18 protein-coding genes are annotated in these 22,870 nt (G+C 68.5%); 8 read left to right on the top strand and 10 right to left on the bottom strand.

The window, feature by feature from the left end:
* Positions 1 to 27: 27 nt before the first annotated feature.
* From pheT to QGN31_RS11065, 4 genes are all read right to left on the bottom strand, one after another.
* Positions 28 to 2,514, bottom strand: coding sequence for a phenylalanine--tRNA ligase subunit beta (gene pheT, locus QGN31_RS11080; protein ID WP_014380326.1), 2,487 nt, complete (start codon positions 2,512 to 2,514; stop codon positions 28 to 30).
* Positions 2,514 to 3,557 (bottom strand): phenylalanine--tRNA ligase subunit alpha, encoded by a 1,044-nt coding sequence (gene pheS / locus QGN31_RS11075; protein WP_014380327.1) that lies wholly within the window; start codon positions 3,555 to 3,557, stop codon positions 2,514 to 2,516. The genes pheT and pheS overlap by 1 nt, the downstream gene beginning before the upstream one ends.
* A 139-nt stretch (positions 3,558 to 3,696) precedes the next feature.
* Entirely contained in the window at positions 3,697 to 4,515 is an 819-nt protein-coding gene (locus tag QGN31_RS11070) for a rhomboid-like protein (RefSeq protein WP_020188598.1), read from the bottom strand.
* A 9-nt stretch (positions 4,516 to 4,524) separates the two neighbouring features.
* Positions 4,525 to 5,445, bottom strand: coding sequence for an adenylate/guanylate cyclase domain-containing protein (locus tag QGN31_RS11065; RefSeq protein WP_014380329.1), 921 nt, complete (start codon positions 5,443 to 5,445; stop codon positions 4,525 to 4,527).
* Between the two features lie 201 nt (positions 5,446 to 5,646).
* On the opposite strand from QGN31_RS11065, the gene QGN31_RS11060 reads away from it, so the two are divergent.
* On the top strand, positions 5,647 to 6,714 hold the full coding sequence (locus QGN31_RS11060; RefSeq protein WP_008257632.1) for an oxygenase MpaB family protein: 1,068 nt from the start codon (positions 5,647 to 5,649) through the stop codon (positions 6,712 to 6,714).
* Here the strand turns inward: QGN31_RS11060 and QGN31_RS11055 are convergent.
* The 4 genes from QGN31_RS11055 to infC form a co-directional block, all read right to left on the bottom strand.
* Positions 6,701 to 7,492, bottom strand: a complete 792-nt coding sequence (locus QGN31_RS11055) for a TrmH family RNA methyltransferase (protein ID WP_085978378.1) — start codon at positions 7,490 to 7,492, stop codon at positions 6,701 to 6,703. The two genes, QGN31_RS11060 and QGN31_RS11055, sit on opposite strands and share 14 nt — an antisense overlap.
* A 30-nt stretch (positions 7,493 to 7,522) precedes the next feature.
* A complete protein-coding gene (gene rplT / locus QGN31_RS11050) occupies positions 7,523 to 7,918 on the bottom strand; it encodes a 50S ribosomal protein L20 (RefSeq protein WP_008257634.1) in 396 nt (131 codons plus the stop codon).
* Between the two features lie 88 nt (positions 7,919 to 8,006).
* Complete coding sequence (rpmI, locus tag QGN31_RS11045) at positions 8,007 to 8,201, bottom strand: 50S ribosomal protein L35 (protein WP_008257635.1); 195 nt, start codon at positions 8,199 to 8,201, stop codon at positions 8,007 to 8,009.
* A gap of 50 nt (positions 8,202 to 8,251) precedes the next feature.
* Entirely contained in the window at positions 8,252 to 8,857 is a 606-nt protein-coding gene (infC, locus tag QGN31_RS11040; RefSeq protein ID WP_026071357.1) for a translation initiation factor IF-3, read from the bottom strand.
* 460 nt (positions 8,858 to 9,317) lie between these two features.
* Here infC and lysX point away from each other — a divergent pair, with 460 nt between their 5' ends.
* The 5 genes from lysX to QGN31_RS11015 all read left to right on the top strand — a co-directional run bounded on the left by lysX (position 9,318) and on the right by QGN31_RS11015 (position 17,645).
* On the top strand, positions 9,318 to 12,671 hold the full coding sequence (gene lysX / locus QGN31_RS11035) for a bifunctional lysylphosphatidylglycerol synthetase/lysine--tRNA ligase LysX (protein ID WP_372457224.1): 3,354 nt from the start codon (positions 9,318 to 9,320) through the stop codon (positions 12,669 to 12,671).
* A gap of 77 nt (positions 12,672 to 12,748) precedes the next feature.
* Positions 12,749 to 14,227, top strand: a complete 1,479-nt coding sequence (locus QGN31_RS11030) for an alpha/beta hydrolase (protein WP_026071356.1) — start codon at positions 12,749 to 12,751, stop codon at positions 14,225 to 14,227.
* Between the two features lie 4 nt (positions 14,228 to 14,231).
* On the top strand, positions 14,232 to 14,651 hold the full coding sequence (locus QGN31_RS11025; RefSeq protein WP_026071355.1) for a DUF6653 family protein: 420 nt from the start codon (positions 14,232 to 14,234) through the stop codon (positions 14,649 to 14,651).
* Positions 14,652 to 14,786: 135 nt separating this feature from the next.
* Positions 14,787 to 15,452 carry a TetR/AcrR family transcriptional regulator gene (locus QGN31_RS11020; RefSeq protein WP_014380336.1) on the top strand — a complete coding sequence of 222 codons (666 nt, stop codon included), beginning with the start codon at positions 14,787 to 14,789 and terminating at the stop codon, positions 15,450 to 15,452.
* 60 nt (positions 15,453 to 15,512) lie between these two features.
* Entirely contained in the window at positions 15,513 to 17,645 is a 2,133-nt protein-coding gene (locus QGN31_RS11015) for an Rv1355c family protein (protein ID WP_201406984.1), read from the top strand.
* 40 nt (positions 17,646 to 17,685) lie between these two features.
* On the opposite strand, the gene QGN31_RS11010 is transcribed toward QGN31_RS11015, so the two are convergent.
* Positions 17,686 to 18,528, bottom strand: coding sequence for a class I SAM-dependent methyltransferase (locus tag QGN31_RS11010; RefSeq protein ID WP_225324252.1), 843 nt, complete (start codon positions 18,526 to 18,528; stop codon positions 17,686 to 17,688).
* A gap of 273 nt (positions 18,529 to 18,801) precedes the next feature.
* On the opposite strand from QGN31_RS11010, the gene QGN31_RS11005 reads away from it, so the two are divergent.
* Complete coding sequence (locus tag QGN31_RS11005; RefSeq protein ID WP_009954195.1) at positions 18,802 to 20,172, top strand: cytochrome P450; 1,371 nt, start codon at positions 18,802 to 18,804, stop codon at positions 20,170 to 20,172.
* 139 nt (positions 20,173 to 20,311) lie between these two features.
* On the top strand, positions 20,312 to 22,177 hold the full coding sequence (locus QGN31_RS11000) for a putative bifunctional diguanylate cyclase/phosphodiesterase (RefSeq protein WP_009954196.1): 1,866 nt from the start codon (positions 20,312 to 20,314) through the stop codon (positions 22,175 to 22,177).
* A 38-nt stretch (positions 22,178 to 22,215) separates the two neighbouring features.
* Here the strand turns inward: QGN31_RS11000 and QGN31_RS10995 are convergent, their stop codons facing one another.
* On the bottom strand, positions 22,216 to 22,818 hold the full coding sequence (locus tag QGN31_RS10995; protein WP_009954197.1) for a class I SAM-dependent methyltransferase: 603 nt from the start codon (positions 22,816 to 22,818) through the stop codon (positions 22,216 to 22,218).
* Positions 22,819 to 22,870: the final 52 nt, after the last annotated feature.

Genomic DNA, 22,870 nt, shown 5'->3' with positions numbered 1-22,870 from the left:
TATGCAGTAGTTTGCAAATCCATTCCATCAGGCGCGGAGCTCGGCGCCGACCGACTCGGCGGCCCGGCGCACGGCGGCCTCGCGGGCCGCGGTGGCGTCGTCCTCGGTCAGCGTGCGGTCCGGCGCCCGGAACCGCAGCGCGAAGGTCAGCGACTTGCGGTCCTCCCCGATCTGCGGGCCGGTGAAAACGTCGAACAGCTGCAGGTCTTCCAGCAGCTCGCCCGCGCCTTCGCGCACGGCGTCGGCCACCGCCTGAGCCGGTACGTCCGCCGGCACCACCAGGCTGACGTCCTGGAAGACGGCCGGGAACGGAGACACCCGGGGCGCGGGCAGCGCCGCGGCGAGGGGCACGGCGTCGAGATCGAGCTCGAGGGCGCAGGTGCCCTTGGGCAGCCCGGAGCGCTCGGTCACGGCCGGGTGCAGCTGGCCCGCGTACCCGACCGTCGTGTCGCCCACGAGCACCTCGGCGCAGCGGCCCGGGTGCCACGGCAGCTGCTGCGCCGCCCGCAACCGGACGTCGATGCCGGCGGCGCGGGCGATGATGCGCACCGCCTCGAACGCGTCGGCGGCCTCGGCGCGCCGGCCCGGCCCCCAGGGGCCGCGCGCTTCCCGCAGGCCGGTCAGCACCGCGGCGACGTGCTGGGGTTGGCGCGGCAACGACGCGTCGAGCGCGGCGATCTCGGCGTCGGTGGGCCGGCGGTCGACGGGGATCGGCGTCACGCCGCGGGTCTCTGCTGTCGGCTGCACCACCTGCGCAAGGGCATAGAGCGAAACGTCGACCAAACCGCGGGATACGTTGCGCACCAAGGCTTCCAGCAGCGCCGGCAGCAGGGTGGTGGCCAGGTGCGGGCGGTCGGCCTCCAGCGGGTTGAGCACGTCGGTCGTGACGCGCCGCGGATCGTCGGGCGGCAGCCCCCACAGGTCGAACGCCCCGGCGGGCAGAAAAGGCGTCGGCAGGATCTCGACGTACCCGGACTGGGCCAGCGACCTGCCGATGGCGCGGCGGCGCTGTTGCACGGCGGACAGCCCGCGGCCGGCCGGCGCCGACGGCAGCACCGACGGGATGACCTCCAGGCCCTCGAGCCGCAGCACCTCCTCGACGAGGTCGGCGGGCTGCAGCAGGTCGGGTCGCCAGCTGGGTGGGGTGACCGTCAGCGTGTCGCCGCGTTCGGCGACGCCGGCACCGATTTGGGACAGCCGCTTGGCGGCCGTGCCCGAAGCGTAGGCCACACCGGCGATGCGGCCGGGCAGGTCGGCGGCGATGTCGATCGGCGACCCGGCCCACTCGTCGCGGGGCGGGTCGCCCCGCCAATCGGTCAGCGTGTCGGACACCGCGCCGCCGGCGATCTCGGCGAGCAGCGTGGCGCAGCGGTCCAGCGCGGCAACGGAAATGGCCGGATCCACGCCCCGCTCGTAGCGGCGGGCGGCCTCGCTGGGCAGGTGCAATCTGCGCTGGGTGCGCGACACCGCGGCGGGATCCCAGACCGCGGCCTCGAGCAGCACGTCGGTGGAATCGGCGCGCACCTCGGTGCTCGCCGCGCCCATCACGCCGCCGATCGCCGTGGTCGCCGTGTCGTCGACGATCAGGACGTCGGCCGGTTCCAGTTTGCGTTCGATGTCGTCGAGGGTGACGACGGTCTCGCCGGGACGGGCGAAGCGCACGCCGAAGCCGCCGGTGATGCGGTTGCGGTCGTGGGCGTGCAGGGGGTGGCCCAGCTCGAGCATCACGTAGTTCGTGACGTCGACCGCCGGGGAGGTGGGGCGGATGCCCGAGAGCAGCAGGCGGCGCTGCAGCCACCACGGTGACACGGCAGCCGGCTCGATGCCGGTGACCGGGCGCAGCGCGAACCGCCGCACGCCGGTGTCGGGCTGCACCGTCAGCGGCCAGGCCTCCCCGTTGGCCGGCAACGGCTTGACGTCCGCGGGGTCGACGAAGTCCAGGTCGTAGGCGCAGGCGACCTCGCGCGCCAGGCCCCGCAGCGACATGCCGTAACCGCGGTCGGGGGTGATGGCCAGGTGGAAGATCACGTCGTCGAGGCCCAGCACGGCGTGGCCGTCGGCGCCGGGTTCGGCGGTGCCCGGCGGCAGCACCAGAATCCCGGAATGGTCGGCGCCCAAACCGAGTTCGGCCGCCGAGCAGATCATTCCCTCCGAGGTGCGGCCGTAGGTCTTACGCGCGGCGATGGCGAATCCGCCGGGCAGCGTGGTGCCCGGCAGCGCCGCCACCACGAGGTCACCGGCCACGAAGTTGGTTGCGCCGCAGACGATCTCGCGGTCTTTATCCTCGCCCACGTCGACGTGGCAGAACCGGATCGGCTTCTTGAAACCGGTGAGTTCCTCGATGTCGGTGACGCGGCCCACCGTAAGCGGGCCCTCGACCGGGCCGAGGGTGAGAACCTCTTCGACCTCGTGGCCGATGTCCACCAGCGCCTGCTCCAGCTCGGCGGGGGCCACGTCCCAGCCCGGCGCGCCGGCGTTCACGACCTCGCGCAGCCAGCTGTACGGAACGCGCATCAGGCACCCACCCCGAACGGCAGCGAGAACCGGACGTCGCCCTCGACCATGTCGCGCATGTCCGGAATCCCGTTGCGGAACTGCAGCGTTCGTTCCAGGCCCATGCCGAACGCGAAGCCGGAGTATTCCTCGGGGTCAATTCCGGCCGCCCGCAACACGTTTGGATGCACCATCCCGCAGCCGCCCCACTCCACCCAGCCCGGGCCGCCCTTCTTGCCGACGAACCACACGTCGACCTCCGCGGAGGGCTCGGTGAACGGAAAGAAGTGCGGGCGGATGCGGGTCCGCGCCTCGGGGCCGAACTCGGCGCGCGCGAACGCGTCGAGCGTGCCCCGCAGGTGCGCCATGGACAGGCCGCGGTCCACCGCCAGGCCCTCGACCTGGTGGAAGACCGGGGTATGAGTGGCGTCGAGCTCGTCGGTGCGGAACGTGCGGCCGATCGAGACGATGTAGACGGGCAACTCGCGGGCCAGCAGCGTGCGCACCTGCACCGGCGAGGTGTGGGTGCGCAGCAGCTGCCGAGAATCCTCGGGCGCGATGTAGAAGGTGTCCTGCTCGCTGCGCGCGGGGTGGTCGGCGGGAAAGTTGAGCGCGTCGAAGTTGAACTGTTCGCTCTCGACCTCGGGGCCGTCGGCCACTTCCCAACCCATGGCGATGAAGGTGTCGGCGACGTGTTCGGCGAGGATCGTGATCGGGTGCCGCGCCCCGGTCGGCTGCCGCGTCGACGGCAACGTGACGTCGATGCGCTCGGCGACGAGCACGGCGGCGTCGCGTTCGGCGCGCAGGGCCGCGAGGCGTTCGTCGTACCCCTGCTGGGCCTCGCCCCGCGCGGCGTTGACCCGCTTGCCGGCATCGGCGCGTTGGTCTTTGGCAACGCTCCCCAGCGCCTGGCGCGCGAGCGCCAGCGGTGAGCGGTCGCCGAGGTGCTCGGTCTTGGCGCGCGCCAGCGCGTCGAGGTCGTCGGCCCGGGTGAAGGCCTGCCGCGCGGCGTTGACCGCCGCGGTCAACGCTTCGGGCGACAGGTCGACGGGTTGCTCACCCACGCGGCGACACTCTCCTTGCTGACGAGGCTATTAGGGCTGCCCGCATCGATGGTGCATTCCGCGCGGCACGGGACGACTGCTGATCATAGTGATCGGATCCGCGGCGCCCGGCGGGCGCTGGGCAACTGCGCGGCGGGACTCAGCCGGCGACGGCCGGCGCCGGACCGGGCAGCGTGTCGTCGCCGTCCAGCGGCGCGACCGGCAGGCCCCGGCCGGTGACGTACTTCGCCCCCGCGTAGGCGACCACGGCGCCGAGGAGACCGAACACCGGGGTCGCCGCCATGGTCCCCCAGTGGTGGGCCAGCATCAGGAAACCGAAGCCCGAGGAAGCCGCCAGCATCAGGTACCGCGCCGGTGTCCAGTGGATCGGCTGCCGGAACCGCGCCGACACGAGCACGCCCAGGATCACCGCGACGGTGTGACCGGCGTCGGTGAAGTCGCCGCCGACGATCGCCGAAGCGATGCCCGCCGCCACCCACCAGCCGACCCAGGCGGCCCGCCAGCGCGACGGGATCACCGCCGTCATCGCGCCGAGCACCGCCAGCGCGCCGTAGCTCATCCCGACGTCGCTCGCCCGGGTGATCGACACGGGCAGCCAGCCGAATTCGACCGCCCCGGCCAGGGCGGCGGCCACCAGCAGCGTCGCGCCGATGTGGCCGACGAGAAACGCCACCACCAGCCGGATGGTGCGCAAATGCAGCTCCGCCAGCGCCAGCAGGCAGGTCAGGAAGGGCAGCCAGAAGTAGAGCGGCCCGGCGTCGACGACCAGCGCGCTGCCCAGCAGCGTGCCGAGGTGCCCGTGGGCCAGGTTGTGCAGGTTGGTGCTGGCGCGGGCGACGATGACGTCATGTGCGTCCGGGCCGAGCACCAGGATGGCGCAGCTGATGGCAAGCAGCAGCGCCGCATACCCCACGGTGAATTGGACCCGGGCGAGCCGGGACACGATGCCCCCTAGCATTGGCACCCATTATGGCTGCGGTTTTGTTTCGGCTGTGTCATCAGAGCCTGACAACTCCCTAAAAGTCTTGAGGCGATATATCGCCAAATCGGCGGGCAGGCCGGCGGGCTTCGGCCCGAAAACCGGTTTGCGGGTCCGCTTGGCCTCGACGCCCAATGCGTCCAACTCGCTTTGCGGTATGAGATCCAACGTTGAACTCGACACCATGATTCCACCTTTGGTGGCCCGTTCCATAACTCGTGCGGCGATATTCACATCCACGCCGAGCCAATCCGAGGCCAGCCGCTGCGGTCGTCCGGTGTGGATCCCCACGCGCATCCGCGGTGTGTAGCCCTCCACCTCGACCGATCCGACCGCCTCCTTGGCGGCCAACACGGCCCGCACGGCGACCGTCGGATCGCCGAACACGGCCATGAGTCCGTCACCCATGCGTTTGACGATGTGCCCGCCGGCGTCGAGCAGCGGCGGCTCGAGGGCCCGCGCCACCTGACGCAACAGCGCCAGCGCCGCGTCGTCGCCGGCCCGCAGGGACCACGTCGAAAACCCGACCAGGTCGGTGAAGACCAACGTCACCTCCGGATTGGCCGGCCGGCGGGAAACGCCTTCGGTCAGCGCCTGCCACACCTGCAGCACCCCGAGGCTGACCTCACGCGACACCGCGTCGCGGTCCCCCAGCAGCCGGTCGGCCGCGCGCGCCGCGGCGCGCGGACCGCCGTCGCCGGCCGTGGACAACGGATCGCCGAACTCGGGGTCCCCCGGCAACAGCCGGCGTGCCCGCCGGACCAGGGCGACCGCCCCGGGGCTGTGATTGCGGCCGTGCAGCCATTGGGTCGCGTTGTGCACCGACAGCGGCGTGCGCCGCGAAGCGGAGTGCGCCGCGCGGGATTCGTCGGGCTCGCCCGGCTTCAGATCGCGACGCGCGAGTTCCACCTGGCCAGGTTATTTGGTTTCGTCAGAGGCAGGCAACGACGGCCCCGGCGGGTGTGTCACAAGTCGCACCTCACCGCCTGATCACGGTGGCGGCACACCGGTGTGGAACCTCGATAACAGCTGCGGGGACACATCACCGAAATCGTAGACAACACTCGTTGTCAAAAGTTATCGTGAGGCCAATCGGTGCAGGAGGCCGCGATGACTGCCAGATCGACTACCCCCGCTGATCCGCTCGGACCAGATTCTTTGACCTGGAAGTATTTTGGCGATCTGCGCACCGGAATGATGGGCGTGTGGATCGGTGCGATCCAGAACATGTACCCCGAACTGGGCGCCGCCGTCGAGGAGCATTCGATCCTGCTGCGCGAGCCGCTGCAGCGGGTGGCCCGGTCGGTCTACCCGATCATGGGCGTGGTCTACGACGGCGACCGCGCGGCCCAGACCGGGCAGCAGATCAAGGGCTACCACCGCACGATCAAGGGCGTCGACGCCGAGGGCCGCCGCTATCACGCGCTCGACCCCGACACCTTCTACTGGGCGCACGCCACGTTTTTCATGCTGATCGTCAAGGTGGCCGAGTACTTCTGCGGCGGCCTGACCGAGGCCGAGAAGCGGCAGCTGTTCGACGAGCACGTGCAGTGGTACCGGATGTACGGGATGAGCATGCGGCCGGTGCCCGGGTCGTGGGACGAATTCCAGGAGTACTGGGAGCGGGTCGGTCGCGAGGAGCTGGAGATCAACCAGGCGGTCCTCGACATCTTCGACATCCGCATTCCCAAACCCAGGTTCGTGCTGATGCCGACACCGATCTGGGACCAGATCTTCAAACCGCTGGTGGCCGGGCAGCGCTGGATCGCGGCCGGGCTGTTCGAGCCCGCGGTCCGCGAAAAAGCCGGTATGCGTTGGACTCCGGGTGACGAGGTGTTGCTGCGATTGTTCGGCAAGATCGTCGAACTCGCGTTCCTGGCGGTGCCCGACGAGATCCGGCTGCACCCGCGCGCGCTGGCCGCCTACCGCCGCGCCGAGGGACGGCTGCCCAGCGACGCGCCGCTGGTCGAGGCCCCGCCGTTCATGGCGCCGCCGCGCGACCGCCGCGGGCTGCCGATGCACTACTTCCCGCCGCCGCCCAAGTTGCCGTTCGACCCCGCCCTGCAACCCGCCCGGGCGCTGCTGGAGCGGGCCGGATCGCTGGTGCACACGACGTTGTCGCTGGCCGGCCTGCGCGCCGGGCGGGGCCGCCCGAAGCGCGCGGTCAAGGCCGCGTAGGCAGCTTCAGGGCCCGCGCGCTCTGGTACAGACAGATGGCCGCGGCCGACGCCACATTCAGGCTCTCGGCGCCGCCGGACATCGGGATGCGCAGCCGGTGGTCGGCCGCCGACGCGATTTCGCTTGGCAGGCCGTGGGATTCGGGCCCGAACAGCCACGCCGTCGGCCTGCCCAGCAGTTCGCCGGCCTCGTCCAGCCGTCGCTCACCGTCCACGGTGGTGGCGAGCGCCTGCAGACCCGCGGCACGCACCGCGTCCACGGCGGCGAGGGCGTCCGGCGCGACGACGACAGGGACGCAGAAGATGCTGCCGGCCGAGGCGCGCAGGCATTTGCCGTTGTACGGATCGACGCTGTGGCCGCCGAGGATCACGCCCGCCGCGCCCATCGCGTCCGCGAGGCGGATCAGGGTGCCGGCATTGCCGGGCTCGCCGATCTCGACGGCCACCGCGAGCAGCTGCGGCGCGCCCGCCAGCACGTCGTCGAGGCGGGTCGCCGGCATGTCGCACACCGCGACCAGCCCCGCCGGGGTGACCGTGTCGGAGAGCGCCTTCGCGGCGCGCTCGGTGACCGGGTGGACCGGGCAGTCCAGCCCCGCCAGCAACGACGCATGGCGCTGCTCGGCGACCTCGGTGACAAAGACGTCGCGGACCAGGCCGCGACGCGAGGCCGCCTCGACCAGGTTCGGGCCTTCGGCGAGGAAACGCCCCGCCCGACGGCGCCCGACGTGGCGATGCAGTTTGACCGCCGCGGCGACCCTGGCCGAACGTTCGGTCAGCACCTGCCGGTCGGGCATCTTCGGTCGGGCCGGTTAGGCGGCTTCTCCCGAATCCGAGGGGGCGTTGACGTCCTCGGGCAGCGCCGCGCGGGCGATGTCGACCAGCGCGGTGAAGGCGGCCGGGTCCGCGACCGCGATGTCGGCCAGGTTCTTGCGGTCCACCTCCACGCCGGCGGCCTTGAGGCCCTGGATCAGCCGGTTGTAGGTGATGTCGTTGGCGCGCGCCGCCGCGTTGATCCGCGAGATCCACAGCTTGCGGAACTCGCCCTTGCGCGCGCGGCGGTCGCGATAGGCGTACTGCAGCGAATGCAGCTGCTGCTCTTTGGCTTTGCGGTAGAGCCGGGATCGCTGGCCGCGATAGCCCTTCGAGGCCTTGAGAATGCTGCGCCTCTTCTTGTGGGCGTTGACCGCCCGCTTCACGCGTGCCATTGGATGTTCCTACTCTCGTTCATGCGTAGTGGGTCGATAAATGGGTTCGCCGTGCCAGCTCGCGATGCGGGTCTGGCCGGCGTGGTGATCAGCCGTTCAGCAGCCGATTGATCCGCTGGGCGTCGTTGGCGGCCACCACGGTGCGGCCGTCGAGCCGCCGGGTCCGTTTCGTCGGCTTGTGCTCGAGCAGGTGCCGGCGGTTGGCCTTCTGCCGGACGATCTTGCCGGTTCCGGTGCGCCGGAAGCGCTTTGACGCCCCGCTATGGGTCTTGGCTTTGGGCATGTTTCCTCTGGTTCTCGCTCGGTTCTCGTTATTAGGTCAGTTCGACTAGGTCAGTTCGACGACGGTTCGGCGTCGGCGGCGTCGGAATCCGGTGCCGCTGCGCCCCCCACCTCTTCGGGGTGCCGCGCCCTGGCGCGGGTCTTCGCGCCGCGGTGCGGCGCCAGCACCATCGTCATGTTGCGGCCGTCCTGCTTGGCCGACGTCTCCACGAAACCGTATTCGGCGACGTCCGCGCCCAGGCGCTGCAGCAACCGATAGCCCAGCTCGGGCCGCGACTGCTCACGTCCGCGGAACATGATCGTGACCTTCACCTTCGATCCCGCCTCCAGGAAGCGGATGACGTGGCCCTTTTTGGTCTCGTAGTCGTGATCGTCGATCTTGGGTCGCAGCTTTTGTTCCTTGACGACGGTCTGCTGCTGGTTGCGGCGGGATTCGCGCGCCTTTTGCGCCGCTTCGTATTTGAACTTGCCGTAGTCCATGATCTTGCAGACCGGCGGCCTGGCGTTCGGGGCAACTTCGACAAGGTCCAGATCGGCGTCCGCAGCGACGCGCAGTGCGTCTTCGATGCGCACTATGCCTACCTGCTCTCCCCCTGGGCCAATCAATCGGACTTCAGGTACGCGGATGCGCTCGTTGACGCGGGTCTCAGTGCTGATGGGGCCTCCCTTGTTGGGCTTCTCTATGTCCTGCGGTGACGACCGTTGCCTGGGTTCGTCGGGAAGCAGCGGCGGAAACACCACACCACGAGCAAAAAAGCCCTGCACAAGCAGGGCCCAATGCCGACCGATCGCGGCCGAGGGCTACTCGGGCCGCCCGCGCTGGACGCGGAACAGGCATACGCGCTGCCTGTGACCGGACCGTCGAACCTTCCGCAGATCCGCACAGGGATCTCGTCGGTTCGCGGTGGGAGTGGGACTCCACTTAACTGTTCCTGGCGTTCGCCGGGATGGTCGCAGGCGTCAGTTTAGCAGCCTTGAGGTGCCTTTTAGCACTTCGGCCGGTCGGCGGCGCCGCGCCGGCCACCGACCGGCCCCGAAAAACGCGTGCAAACTCGCGCCCGCCACTCTTAGCGCTTCGGCAAGCTTTTCACGGATTGAGGGCATATCCTCGCGGTCTGTGACACTCGCTTCTCCTCGTTCAGGCCCCCGTTCGGGGCCGCACTTGGGGCCCCGTAGCCGATCGAACTCGCGGTATCGCTGGGTGCCCGCGGCGGCCGGATGGACCGTGGGTGTCATCGCCACCGTGTCGCTGCTGGGCAGTGTGTCCCCCCTGATCCGTTACCTGATCAAGGTTCCGCGCGAGTTCATCAACGACTATCTGTTCAACTTCCCCGACACCAGCATCGCGTGGTCGTTCGTGTTGGCCTTGTTGGCCGCGGCCCTGACCGCGCGCAAGCGGATCGCCTGGCTGCTGTTGCTGGGCAACATGATTCTCGCCGCCGGCCTGAACGCCGCCGATATCGCCGCCGGGGACAACACCGCCGCCGAGATCTTGGGCGAGAATCTCGGGTTCGCCCTGCACATCGTCGCGATCGTCCTGCTGGTGTTGGCCTATCGGGAGTTCTGGGCCAAGGTCCGCCGGGGCGCGCTGGTCAAGGCGGCCGGCGTGCTGGTGGCCGGCGATGTGGTGGGGATCTTGGTGTCCTGGGGCCTGGTCGAGTTGTTCCCCGGAACGCTGGCCCGCCCGGATCGCCTGCCCTACGTGGCCAACCGGGTGGTCGGATTCGCGCTCGCCGATCCGGACCTGTTCACCGGCCGGCCGCACGTGTTCCTCAACGCGATCTTCGGTCTGTTCGGCGCGCTCGCGCTGATCATGGCGACGATCGTGCTCTTTCAATCTCAGCGCGCGGAGAACGCGCTCACCGGCGAGGACGAATCGGCCATCCGCGGGCTGCTCGAGCTGTACGGCAAGAACGACTCCCTGGGCTACTTCGCCACCCGCCGCGACAAGTCGGTGGTTTTCGCCCAGAGCGGGCGCGCCGCCATCACCTACCGGGTCGAGGTCGGCGTCTGCCTGGCCAGCGGCGACCCGATCGGCGATCCCCGGGCGTGGTCCCAGGCCGCCGACGCCTGGCTGGGTCTGTGCCAAACCTACGGCTGGGCGCCCGGCGTCATGGGCGCCAGCACCCAGGGGGCGCGGACATATCGCGAAGCCGGCCTGAACGCGCTGGAGCTCGGCGACGAGGCCATCCTGCGGACCGCCGACTTCAAGCTGTCCGGCCCCGACATGCGCGGAGTCCGACAGGCCGTGACCCGCGCCCGCCGGGCCGGCCTGACCGTGCGGATCCGGCGGCACCGCGACATCGGCGCCGACGAGATGGCCGACACCATCACCCGCGCCGACGCCTGGCGCGACACCCAAACCGAGCGCGGGTTTTCCATGGCGCTGGGCCGCCTCGGCGACCCCGCCGACGGGGACTGCCTGCTGGTCGAGGCCCTGGACCGGGACGGCGCCGTCGTCGCGATGCTGTCGCTGGTCCCGTGGGGAACCACCGGCGTCTCCCTGGACCTGATGCGCCGATCGCCCCAGTCCCCCAACGGCACCATCGAGCTGATGGTCAGCGACCTCGCACTCAACGCGGAAAACCTTGGCATCACCCGCATTTCACTGAACTTCGCGATGTTCCGCTCGGCTTTCGAACAGGGTGCCCAACTGGGCGCCGGCCCCGTCGCGCGGCTGTGGCGCGGGTTTTTGCTGTTCTTCTCGCGGTGGTGGCAGCTGGAGACGCTGTATCGCTCCAACATGAAGTACCAGCCCGAATGGGTGCCGCGGTATGCCTGCTACGAGGACGCCCGCCTGATCCCGCGGGTCGGGGTCGCCTCGGCGCTGGCCGAGGGCTTCCTCGTCCTGCCGTTCGGCCGGCGCAAGCCGCACACGGGTCACCACCCGGCCGTCCCCGCCCGGCTGGCCGCGTCCGGGCTGCTGCACCACGACGGGAGCGCGCCGGACGTCAGCGGGCTGCAGAGGCGCCAGGAGTCGGCCGACGAGGAAGAGGCGAGATCCCGGCTGCCCGAGCAGGTTCGGGTGCGCCTGGCCAAGTTGAAGGTGTTGCGGCGCAAGGGCATCGACGCGTATCCGGTGGGCCATCCGCCCAGTCACACCGTCGCCGCGGCGCTCGACACGGACGACCGGGAGACGATCACCGTCTCCGGCCGGATACTGCGAATACGCGACTACGGCGGGGTGCTATTCGCCCACCTTCGTGACTGGTCGGGGGAAATGCAAGTGCTGCTGGACAATTCGCAGTTGCAGCGCGGGCGAACGGCCGACTTCACGGCGGCCATCGATCTTGGCGACTTGGTCGAGGTCTCCGGCCACATGGGCTTTTCCAAGAAGGGAACCCGCTCGCTGATCGTCGGCGACTGGCGGATGATCGGTAAGTGCTTGCGGCCGTTGCCCAACAAGTGGAAGGGGCTCACCGATCCGGAGGCCCGGGTGCGGACCCGCTACGTCGACCTGGCGGTCAATCCCGAGTCTCGCGAATTGATCACGGCACGCAGCGAGGTGTTGCGCTCGGTCCGGCAGACGCTGTTCGACAAGGGGTTCATCGAAGTCGAGACCCCGATCCTGCAGCAGATCCACGGCGGAGCCACCGCCCGGCCGTTCGTCACGCACATCAACACCTACGACATGGACCTGTTCCTGCGGATCGCGCCGGAGCTCTACCTCAAGCGGTTATGCGTCGGCGGCGTCGAGCGGGTCTTCGAGCTGGGCCGGGCCTTCCGCAACGAGGGCGTGGACTTCAGCCACAACCCGGAGTTCACCCTCCTGGAGGCGTATCAGGCGCACGCCGACTACAAGGTCTGGATCGACGGGTGCCGCGAGCTGATCCAGAACGCCGCCGAGGCCGCCCACGGCGAGCAGGCCGTCATGCGCCCCCGCGACCAAGGCACCGGTGGCGGCCTCAAGCCGGTCGACATCTCCGGCGTGTGGGCGGTCAAGACCGTGTACGACGCCGTCTCCGAAGCACTCGGCGAGCACATCGACCCCGCCACGCCGCTGCCCGCGCTGCGCAAGCTGTCGGATGCCGCGCACATTCCGTATCGGGCGCACTGGGACGCCGGGGCGGTGGTGCTGGAGCTGTACGAGCATCTGGTCGAGGACCGGACCGAGGAGCCGACGTTCTATATCGACTTCCCGACGTCGGTGTCGCCACTGACCCGCCCGCATCGCAGCGAGCCCGGCGTCGCCGAGCGGTGGGACCTGGTGGCGTGGGGTGTCGAGCTGGCCACCGCCTACAGCGAGCTCACCGATCCGGTGGAACAGCGTCGCCGCCTGCAGGAGCAGTCGCTGTTGGCCGCGGGTGGGGATCCCGAGGCGATGGAGCTCGACGAAGACTTCCTGCAGGCGATGGAATACGCGATGCCGCCCACCGGCGGACTCGGGATGGGCGTCGATCGCCTCGTCATGCTCATAACGGGTCGCAGCATCCGGGAGACGCTGCCGTTCCCGCTGGCCAAACCCCATTGATCGAGGTCAGCAACACTGCGCTCGTAGTGGGCGAACATTAGGCAAACAGGTTCCGGGCCGGTAAACAATAGATCACAATGACTCACGTGACAGCCTCGACGAACGGTGCGCCCGCGCAGTTCCTGGCCCTTAGTCACACCTCGCTGATGCATGGCTGGGTGCCGACGACGATCCAGGTGCTGGCCGCCGTCGTGCTGACGTTGGCGGTCGGGTGGCGGTCGCGTCGCTGGCGCGCGGTGCGGATGCCGGTGGCGGCGCTGAGCGGCGGCGCCGCCGCCTACCTGACCCACTGGTACGTCGTCGACCATGGACTCTCCGAGGAGCCGGCGCCGACGGCGCTGTGGGTGTGGATCGCGCTGACGGGCGTGGCGGCGGCGGTGCTGGTGCTGGGCTGGGGCAGCGCGCGCCGCTGGCGGCGCGGCGCGGGGATGCTGGCCGTGCCGTTGTGCTTGCTGAGCGCGGCGCTGGTGCTCAACCTGTGGGTGGGCTACTTCCCCACCGTCCAGTCCGCGTGGAGCCAGCTGACGTCGGGCCCGCTGCCCGATCAGACCGACCAGGCGACCGTTACCGCCATGGCCGCCAAGGGAACCCGGCCACCGCACGGCACCGTGGTGCCCGTCGCGATCCCCTCGGACGGGTCGCACTTCAAACACCGTGGCGAGCTCGTGTACCTGCCGCCCGAATGGTTCGCCACGTCCCCGCCGCCGCCGTTGCCGACCGTGATGATGATCGGCGGGCAGTTCAACACGCCGGCGGACTGGACCCGTGCGGGCAACGCGGTCAAGACGATCGATGACTTCGCGGCCGCGCACGACGGCAAGGCGCCGGTGTTCGTGTTCGTGGACTCCGGCGGCGCCTTCAACAACGACACCGAATGCGTCAACGGGGTTCGGGGCAACGCCGCCGACCACCTCACCAAAGACGTCGTGCCCTATATGGTTTCGGCGTTCGGTGTCAGCCCGCTGCGGTCCAACTGGGGTGTGGCGGGCTGGTCCATGGGCGGGACCTGCGCCGTGGACTTGACCGTCATGCATCCCGATATGTTCAGCGCGTTCGTCGACGTCGCCGGCGACTTCTTCCCCAATGCCGGCAACAAGGCCCAGACCATCACCCGGCTGTTCGGCGGAAACGCCGATGCCTGGGCGGCTTTCGATCCGTCCACGGTGATCACCCGGCATGGGCCGTACCGCGACGTCGCCGGCTGGTTCGCGATTTCGTCGGACGGTCCGCCGACGGCGCGCCGGGACATCACATTGACCGACAGCGGCGCCATCCGTCTGGCCGGACGCGAGGCGGCCGCCAACCCCGCCAATCAGACCGCGGCCGCCTATTCGCTGTGCGCGCTCGGCCGCGCCAACGGAATCGACTGCGCCGTCGTTCCGCAGCCCGGCCGGCACGATTGGCCGTTCGCGGACCGCGTGTTCGCCGCCGCGCTGCCCTGGCTGGCCGGAGCGCTGGGCACCCCGGGCATTTCGCGGACGCCGTTGCCCTCCGCCCCGGCCGCCGGCGCCCCGGTCGTCGTTCCGGCCGAACGTTCCAAGACCGCGATGCGGTAGCTCGGTGGTATCCGTTGCGCGCGTTCGGCGTGCGGTCTTCGCGCGGCACTGCCATCCGTGGAGCGCGTGGAGCCGGTGGGCGAGCACGCCGTTGATCCTGGTGCCGCCGTGGACGCGGCGGTGGAGCCACGCGGCGTGGATCGCGCTGTGGCTGGCCGCGAACCCGTTCGTTTTCGGCAAGCCCGCCCATCACCGCGCATGGTCGACGCGGGCGATGCTGGGCGAGGAGCTGTGGATCAGTCGTCGCCCCCGCGATGCGGCGGCGTTGGTCAGCGCGGCGACGTCGGCCGCCGCGTTGGGCGCGGTGCTCGCCGCCCGCCGCCACCGGCTGCGGCCGGCGCTGATCGCGGTCGCCGTGCAGATGGCGCTGACCCTGGTGTACTGGCAGCAGATGGTCCGGTATCTCGAGCGGCGGGCGCGGTAGCCTCACGGGACCTTGTGGGCGAGAACACCGTTCGTCGCCGAGGACGGCAGCCGCCACGTAAGCGCGGTGACGATACGCAGGTATGGTTATCCGATACCTCCGTATCGTGAGGCGATGCGGGTGTATTGTCCGGCCGTGGGACCCACCCGGCTGTTTCCGTACGACCCGCCCCCTCCAGCAGACCCTTCGCCCAAGGAGCGGATTCGCGACGCCGCGCTGAGCTGCTTTGCCGTTCGCGGCATCGCCGCCACGACGTTGCGCGCGGTCGCCGAGACCGCGGACGTTTCGATTGGGCTGGTACAGCACCACTTTCGCACCAAGGCCGCGCTGAGCGCCGCCGTCGATCAATACGTCCTGCAAACGGTGAGTGAGGCATTGGAACCCGCTACGCTGCCCGAACCGCCGTCCGACAATCTCAACGAGGCAGGGCGGCGGCTGACCGCGCTGATGGTCGAACGTCCCGATGTGATGTCCTACCTCGGGCGTGCGCTCGCCGAGGGTGGCGCATTGGGTTCGGTCATCTTCACCGGTCTGGTGGGTATCAGCGCGGGGCAGGGTGATCAGTTCGGGCAACAGGGCAAGCTTCGGCCCGACCTCGATCCCGATTGGGGGGTGCTCAACCCGCTCATCCTGCGCATTGGCGCCATCATTCTGCATCCCTACATCGAGCTTTACCTGGGTGAGTCGTTCTTCAGCGCGCCACAGCTGCGACGGTGGGACGCCGCGGTCACGAGCCTGATACGGCGCGGGCAATTCGCCGAGGAAACCGAGCTGCAGGACAAGGACGTCATCGCCCGGTGAGCGGCCAAACGCAGCGTTAAGACGGCCGGCACGCCGGTCAGGTGCTATACACGAAACACCATGGACGAGCGCACGGTAACCGCGCATAGCGCACAAATTCTCGACCCCGAAGAGCCCGGCGATCGTCTGGTACTGGACCGACTTCGAACCGATCCCACCGTCGAGGTCGTCGACCGGCTCGACGCGCAGCTGGCCAATCTGCGCGGCCTCCACCCGCCACCGGATTCGACCCTCCTCGGCGAGGGAACCCGGTGGGCGTACTACCCGTGGCGGCGCGCCGTCGTTGCGGTGTTGGGGCCGCGGGGGTTTCGGGCGTTACGACTTGATCGCAACAGGAACAACATCACCATTGCGGAACAGGCCAGGCTCAGCTCGCTGACCATTGGCGTCGCCGGCCTGAGCGTCGGGCATGTCATCGCGCACACCCTGGCGGTCCAGGGATTGTGTGGCCGGCTTCGCCTGGCGGATTTCGATCATTTGGAACTATCGAATCTGAATCGGGTGCCGGCCACTGTGTTCGACCTCGGGTTGAACAAAGCTCAGGTGGCGGCGCGCAGGATCGCCGAGCTCGATCCCTACCTGGCGGTGGATGTGCTCGACACCGGAATCACCGCAGACACCATCGATGCGTTCTTGGATGGACTGGACATCGCCGTCGAAGAATGCGATTCGCTCGACATGAAGGTCGCCTTGCGGCTGGCGGCCCGTGACAGGCGTATCCCCGTGTTGATGGCGACCAGCGACCGGGGGCGGGTCGATGTTGAACGCTTCGATCAACATCCCGAACGCCCGATCATGCACGGATTGCTGGACGGGCTCGACGTCGAGCTGGTGGCAGGCATGAGTACCCGGGACAAGCTCCCTCACATGCTGCGTTACGACGAAGCCGAGCACATCTCGCCGCGCACCGCCGCATCGCTCATCGAGATCGACCGGTCGCTGTCGACGTGGCCGCAGCTGGCATCCGATGTCATTGTGGGCGCCTCGGCCCTGGCCGAGGCCGTCCGCAGAATCGGACTGGGCGAACAGCTTCGATCCGGCCGGTGCCGCATCGACACAGGCTGGGCGCTCGACCAGCTGCGCGAGGTCGACGCGGCCCAGCATCGCCCTGCGCGTGACAACGACCAGGGAGACGACCCGGCGGCCCCCGCGGTCGACGACACGATTGTCGCCGCCGCCATGCGCGCCCCCTCGGGCGGAAACAGTCAGCCGTGGCGCATCGACGCGCAACCGACCGAGCTCACCATAAGCATTGCCACAGAACATACTTCGACGATGGACGTGGGCTTCCGCGGCAGCGCCGTCGCGGTGGGCGCGGCGCTGTACAACGTCAGAATCGCCGCCGCCGCCCGCGGGGTGCTCGGCCCGGTGACCGTATCCGAAGACGGCGCCGGGTCTCCGCTGCGGGCCACCATGCACTTTGGAACCGGCAGCGACCCGGCCCTGGCCGATCTCTATGAACCGATGATCGTGCGGGAGACCAACCGGCATCGCGGCACACCTCAACCGCTCGACGATCAGACGACCAAGTTACTCACCGTCACGGCCGAGCGGGAGGGCGCACGCCTGCACCTGCTCACCGGGCGAGACGAGCTTTCGCGGGCCGCAACGATTTTCGGCGCGGCCGACCGCATCCGGTACTTGACGCCGCATCTGCACGCGGAGATGGTCTCGGAACTGCGCTGGCCCGGAGACCCCGACCCCGACACCGGTATCGACGTGCGCTTGCTCGAACTCGACGCCAGCGACTTGGCGCTGATGGATATCGTGCGCCGGGCCGACGTCATGGCTTATCTTGCGGAATGGGACGCCGGCAGCGCGCTGGGCGACGGGATGCGCGACGAAGTCCTCGCCGGCTCCGCCCTGGCCGTGCTCACCGTGACCGGGGGGCGCCTCCGTGACTACGCCCGCGGCGGGTCGGCGGTCGAGGCGGTATGGATCGTTGCCCAGCGCGAAGGCCTCGCCGTCAGGCCGCTGTCGCCGGTCTTTCTGCATGCGCGGAATGCTGCTGATCTCAATGAGTTATCGGGCGCTTTCGGCGACGAATTAGCCCGATTACAAGACGGATTTGCGCGCCTGATCGCGACCGATCCCGAGGAATCGATCGTGCTGGTCTTGCGCTTGGCCTCCGCGCCGCCACCGTCGGTGTCCAGTCGCCGCAGCCCGAGCCGGGTCCGTTCGGGGCGCCCGTGATGCGCCCGTCGTGCGACGAGCGCGCCGGGGCCATCGGACCTCAGAACGGTTTCGCCGTGAATCCCCATCGCAACAAAGCCGACTCGCGGCGGGCTTGACGACTCAGCCGAGGGTCCCGCGCGCCGGTCAGCGCGCTCGGTCCGCCGCGCGCCCCGTACATCCAGTACGCCTGCAGGTAGGGCACCGGTGTCGAATGACCGCGGTGCATTGCTTGCAGACCCGCTGCGGCAAGCTCATTCGACAGTTCCGCGATGGTGAACGCCGCCGCCTCGCTCGCAATGGCGTCTTGGCGCAGGACGGCCGGCGAGTCGGGGTCGGCGATCGCCAGCATGCTGGGGGCGGCCGCCGGGTCCCGGAGTCGCTGAAAATCGGAAATCCACACTGCGGCCCCACTGCGGCGTTGGATCGCTTCGATCTGTCGAAGGGCGCCGCGCAAGGTGTCGAAATCGGGTAGCTGATGCAAGGTCCACATGCACGAGACGGCGTCCCACGGGGCCGTTGAAACCCGCTCCGGCAACGCGGTGATGTCCTCCCGACGCAGTTCGACACGTTCTCCGATCCCTTCGGCGTCGAACAGCGCCCGCGCCGTGGACAGCATGTTGGGGGCGAGATCGACGGCTGTGGCCCGAACGTCGGGTCGTCGGCGCAGGACGGCGCTCAACGCACGACCGGAGCCGACGCCGAGATCCAGCAGGCGGCCGCCTGGAGGCAGCAGCGCATCAAGCGCGCGAGCGCACAAGTCGTACACCGCGCACATGCCGGGGTTGGATGCGCCACCGGTGTGGAACTGTGCGACGGACTCCGGATCGTCCACCACCATCGGCTCAGGAATGCGCTCCCGCCCCGGCGGATGCGACCGCTCACGCAAAACGATCCCAGGCATTCGCCACAGCGGCCGAATTCTCTTCACCCTCAACCTTTCATGGGGTCCGCATGATCGATTTCTCGTCAGGCTCTGGCGGCAGTCAGCTACCCGGCCGAAGTGTCGCAAATGATTATTAACCTGTCCGCGCAGTCTGCACCGGCGTCCCGTTGAATTTCGCTGCGTCGAAACGGACGTCCTGGAATACTTGTCCGGTCAGCGGGGGCCGGCAAGCTTTCGGCCTGCGCGGTCGTTCGACCGGCGTAGGCAACAGCATTTCCGCAGGAGGTAGGCGTGGTTCAGGCCCTTGCAAGTGACGGCATCGAATGCCTGCCCCTGCCGCCGGTGAATCCGATGCCTTACCGTCAGCGCCTCGCGGCGGTACGGGAATTCAGCACGGGAACCGAACGGCTGCGTGACGCCGGCGGGCGGGTGACGTCGTTCAAGTTAGGGCCGCGATGGCTGATGCCCCCGATGGTGTTGGCGACGTCTCCGGAGGCCATCCGCGACATCCTCAGCACCAAAGACGATTCCGTGGACAAGACCACCCCGGTCTTCGACCAAGTGCGCCGCGTCATCGGCGCCAGCCTCACCGATCTTCCCTTCGAGCAATGGAAGCCACGCCGGCGCACCCTACAGCCGGTGTTCACCAAGCAGCGGGTGAGCGAGTTCGGCGGCCACATGGAGCAGGCGGCGCAATCGGTGAGCGAAAGCTGGCACGAGGACGCCCTGATCGATTTGGACGCCGAATGCCGCACGATCACGTTGCGCGCGCTGGGCCGATCGGTGCTCGGGCTCGACCTGGAACAACGGGCCGACGAGGTCGTCGAGCCACTGCGAATCGCGTTGGCCTACGCGGTCAGGCGCGCGACGCGCCCACTCCGTGCGCCGCGCTGGTTGCCCACACCCGCGCGTCATCGCGCGCGAGCGGCGAGCGCCAAACTTCACGCGCTGACACGGGAGATCCTGCGGGACTGTCGCGCCGATCCGACACGAGTCGCGCCCCTGGTCCATGCCCTGCTCGCCGCCGAGGATCCAGAAACCGGAAAACGGTTGTCCGATGACGAGATTTGCGACGAGCTCGTCATGTTCCTCTTCGCCGGCCACGACACCACGACGACCGCGTTGACGTATGCGCTGTGGTCTCTGGGACACCACACCGATTGCCAGAACCGCGTGGCCGCGGAAGTCGCGGCCCTGCCGGATCGGCCGCTGACGTCCGACGACATTCCACAGCTCGGCTACACGGTGCAGGTCATACGGGAATCGTTGCGCCTGTGCCCCCCGGCGCCTACGGGGACACGCATGGCATCCCGCGACGTCCAAGTCGGCGGCTACCGGGTGCCCAAGGGCACGATGCTCATCGTGGGGCGAATGGCCGTACAACGCGACCCGCAGCTTTGGGACGACCCGCTTCGATTCGACCCGGAACGATTCAGCCCGGAGAACTTCAAGGCTCTCGATCGGTGGCAATACGTGCCCTTCGGCGGCGGCCCCCGCTCGTGCATCGGCGACCATTTCGCCATGCTCGAAGTCACACTCGCCTTGGCGACACTCATCCGGGGAGTCGAAATTCGCTCACTCGACGACGAATTTCCGCTCGCGTTGCACTTCACCATGATCGCCGGCGGTCCGATCCGCGCGCGCGTCCGACCGCGCCGCTAACCCAGCCCGCCGCGCCTTCCCCGTCGCTACCGAGTCCACGCGACCCCGATCACACTCGGGCGTCAACGTGAGCGAATCATTGCTAGACGCACTAGGCAATGCCAAACGCGGCGCACCGGTTACCGCTACCGTTAGGGCAATGTCGGGCACACTGGACCACCTGGTCACCGCTGCCGCCGCCGAGTTGATGGCGGCCACCGCGGCGGACTCCGCCTCAATCAGCGAACGCGTGCTCGGCAACCTGGTTCGCGACCTGGGGGTGGACTTCAGCTTCCTGCGCCACAACGATCACACCATCCGCGCGACCATCCTCATCGCCGAATTCCCGCCGCGTAACGCCGACCCCGACCCGATCGGGTTGGTGTATTTCGCCGACGCCGACTCCATCTTCGCGCGCACCGAACACCTCAAGGTGCCCGAGGTGGTCCGCCCCGAGCCGGAGAACGCCGACTATCAGAACCGCATCGAAGCGGGCACCGGAGTTCCCGCCGTCTCGCTGGCCGCCGTTCCGCTGCTGTCCGGCGACGTCACCACCGGCACACTCGCCTTCGGCAAACTCGGAGACCGCGAATGGCTACCCGAAGAACTCAATGCGCTACAGGCGATCGCCGCGCTTTTTGCGCAGCTGCAAGCCCGCGTCGTCGCCGAACAGCAAATTCACTACCTCGCCGAGCACGATGAACTCACCGGGCTGCTGAACCGAAGGGCGCTCATCGCACACCTCGACGACCGGCTGGCGAAGGGACAGCCCGGCCCGGTGTCGGTCGTGTTCCTCGCCATCGACCGCTTCAAGGTCATCAACAGTCGCCTCGGCCAAGACGCCGGCGACCGATTCATCGAGTCCTTCGCCGCGCTACTACGTGAGGCCACCCGCGTTCCCTCCGTCATCGCCCGCTTCGGCGGCGACGAGTTCGGCGTCGTGCCGTCCGCGGCCATGGACGTCGAGGCCGCCGAAGCGTTCGCACACTCATTGCACGGTCGGGTTCACCAACAGATCCCCATCGACGGCGAAATGCTCAGTCGCACCGTAAGTATCGGCGTCGCGGCAGGCCTACCCGGGGACGAGACCACGTCAGACCTGCTACGGCGGGTCGACCAGGCCACCCGGTCGGCCAAGGCCTCCGGCGGCAACAACGTCGCAACCTTCCGCCCGGAGATGTCTACAACGGACATGATCCGCAACGACATCGAGCTGCATCTGGAAGGGATGATCGAGGGCGGTGGCGGTGCGCTGGTCCTCCACTACCTTCCGGAATTCGACATGCGTACCGGCGAGATTCTCGGCACCGAGGCGCTAATCCGTTGGCAACACCCAACTCTGGGCCTGTTGATGCCTGATTCGTTCATCCAGGTCGTGGAATCGATCAACCTCGGCGCCAAGCTCGGCCGCCTCGTCATGCGCTCCGCGTGTGCGCAATTCGGACTATGGCGCTCGCACGGTGTCGGCAAGGGCACGGTGCTGCGAATCAACGTATCTCCCGTGCAGCTCGTCACGGCCGGTATCGTTGACACGGTCGCCGCCACCCTCGACGAGTTCGGTCTTGATCCCAGCACCGTATGTCTGGAGATCACCGAAAGCGTTGTGGTCCAAGACATCGACGCGACACGTCAGACGTTGTTCGGGTTGAAGGATGTTGGCGTACAGATCGCGATCGATGACTTCGGCACCGGCTACAGCGTGTTGACATATCTGAAATCTCTTCCCGTCGATTCACTCAAGATCGACAAGGGTTTCGTCCAGAATCTCGACACCAACGCCGGAGATCTGGCGATCGTGCGCTCGACGATGGCCCTGGCCGACGCCTTCGGGCTCGATGTCGTGGCCGAAGGGGTGGAAACCGTGGCCGCGGCCGAAAGGCTGCTCAGCCTGGGCTGCCATCGCGCGCAAGGCTTTTTGCTGTCCCGCCCCATCGACAGCGCGGCGATGGAATCACTCCTGGCCAAACGCGTCATCCCGATGAACTTCTCCAGCACGCGGTTTCCTGGAACGGGAAACGCGGTTTAGATCCGCCAGAAAGTGCAGCACGGGAGACGGTCGGGCACTCAGGCGCGACGTTGGAACAGGTAGTAATACGCCGGGGTCTTCCTGTCGTCGAGTTCCTGCTCGTCGCCGCTGAATAACAGCGTCCAGCCGGGAGTGAAACGTCGTTCGATCTCGGGGTGATCGATCCCCGGCACGCCGAACCGGCCGCCGGGAGGGAACGCGGCGATGAACAGCCGCGCGTCGGGCGCCGCCACGGCGCTGACTTCCCGGACGTACGCCTCACGGTCGCCGCCACTCATGTTGTGGATGCAACCGTTGTCGACGATCAACTGGAAGCCAGTCCCGATCCCGGACTGACTCAGCTGCGTCACATCGGCACGAACAAAATTGATGGAGACATCGGCTTTGCCCGCTTTCGCCCGCGCCTTTTCAAGCGGTTTCGCGACGTAATCGACCCCGGTGACCTGCCAGCCCTGCTGGGCGAGATAGATGGCGCAGTCCCCGGTGCCGCATCCCACGTCGAGAGCCCGCCCCTTGGGCAGCGCCGGCGTGTCACCAGTTCCCTCGACCAGATCCCGCAGCCCCTGCCCGATCGGGTGTCCTTCCCACGGCGTGAAGCCGACGCGGTAGAAGAACCGAAATCGCGTGTGTCGAGATGCCATAGCCGCAATGATGGCATCCGCGGCAACCGGCCCGACACCACCTTCCCGGTTT

Source organism: Mycobacterium sp. 2-64 (assembly GCF_035918375.1).
Classification (GTDB): domain Bacteria; phylum Actinomycetota; class Actinomycetes; order Mycobacteriales; family Mycobacteriaceae; genus Mycobacterium; species Mycobacterium intracellulare.
Note: the sequence above shows the minus strand (reverse complement) of the source record. Positions and strands in the feature narration are given on the sequence as shown.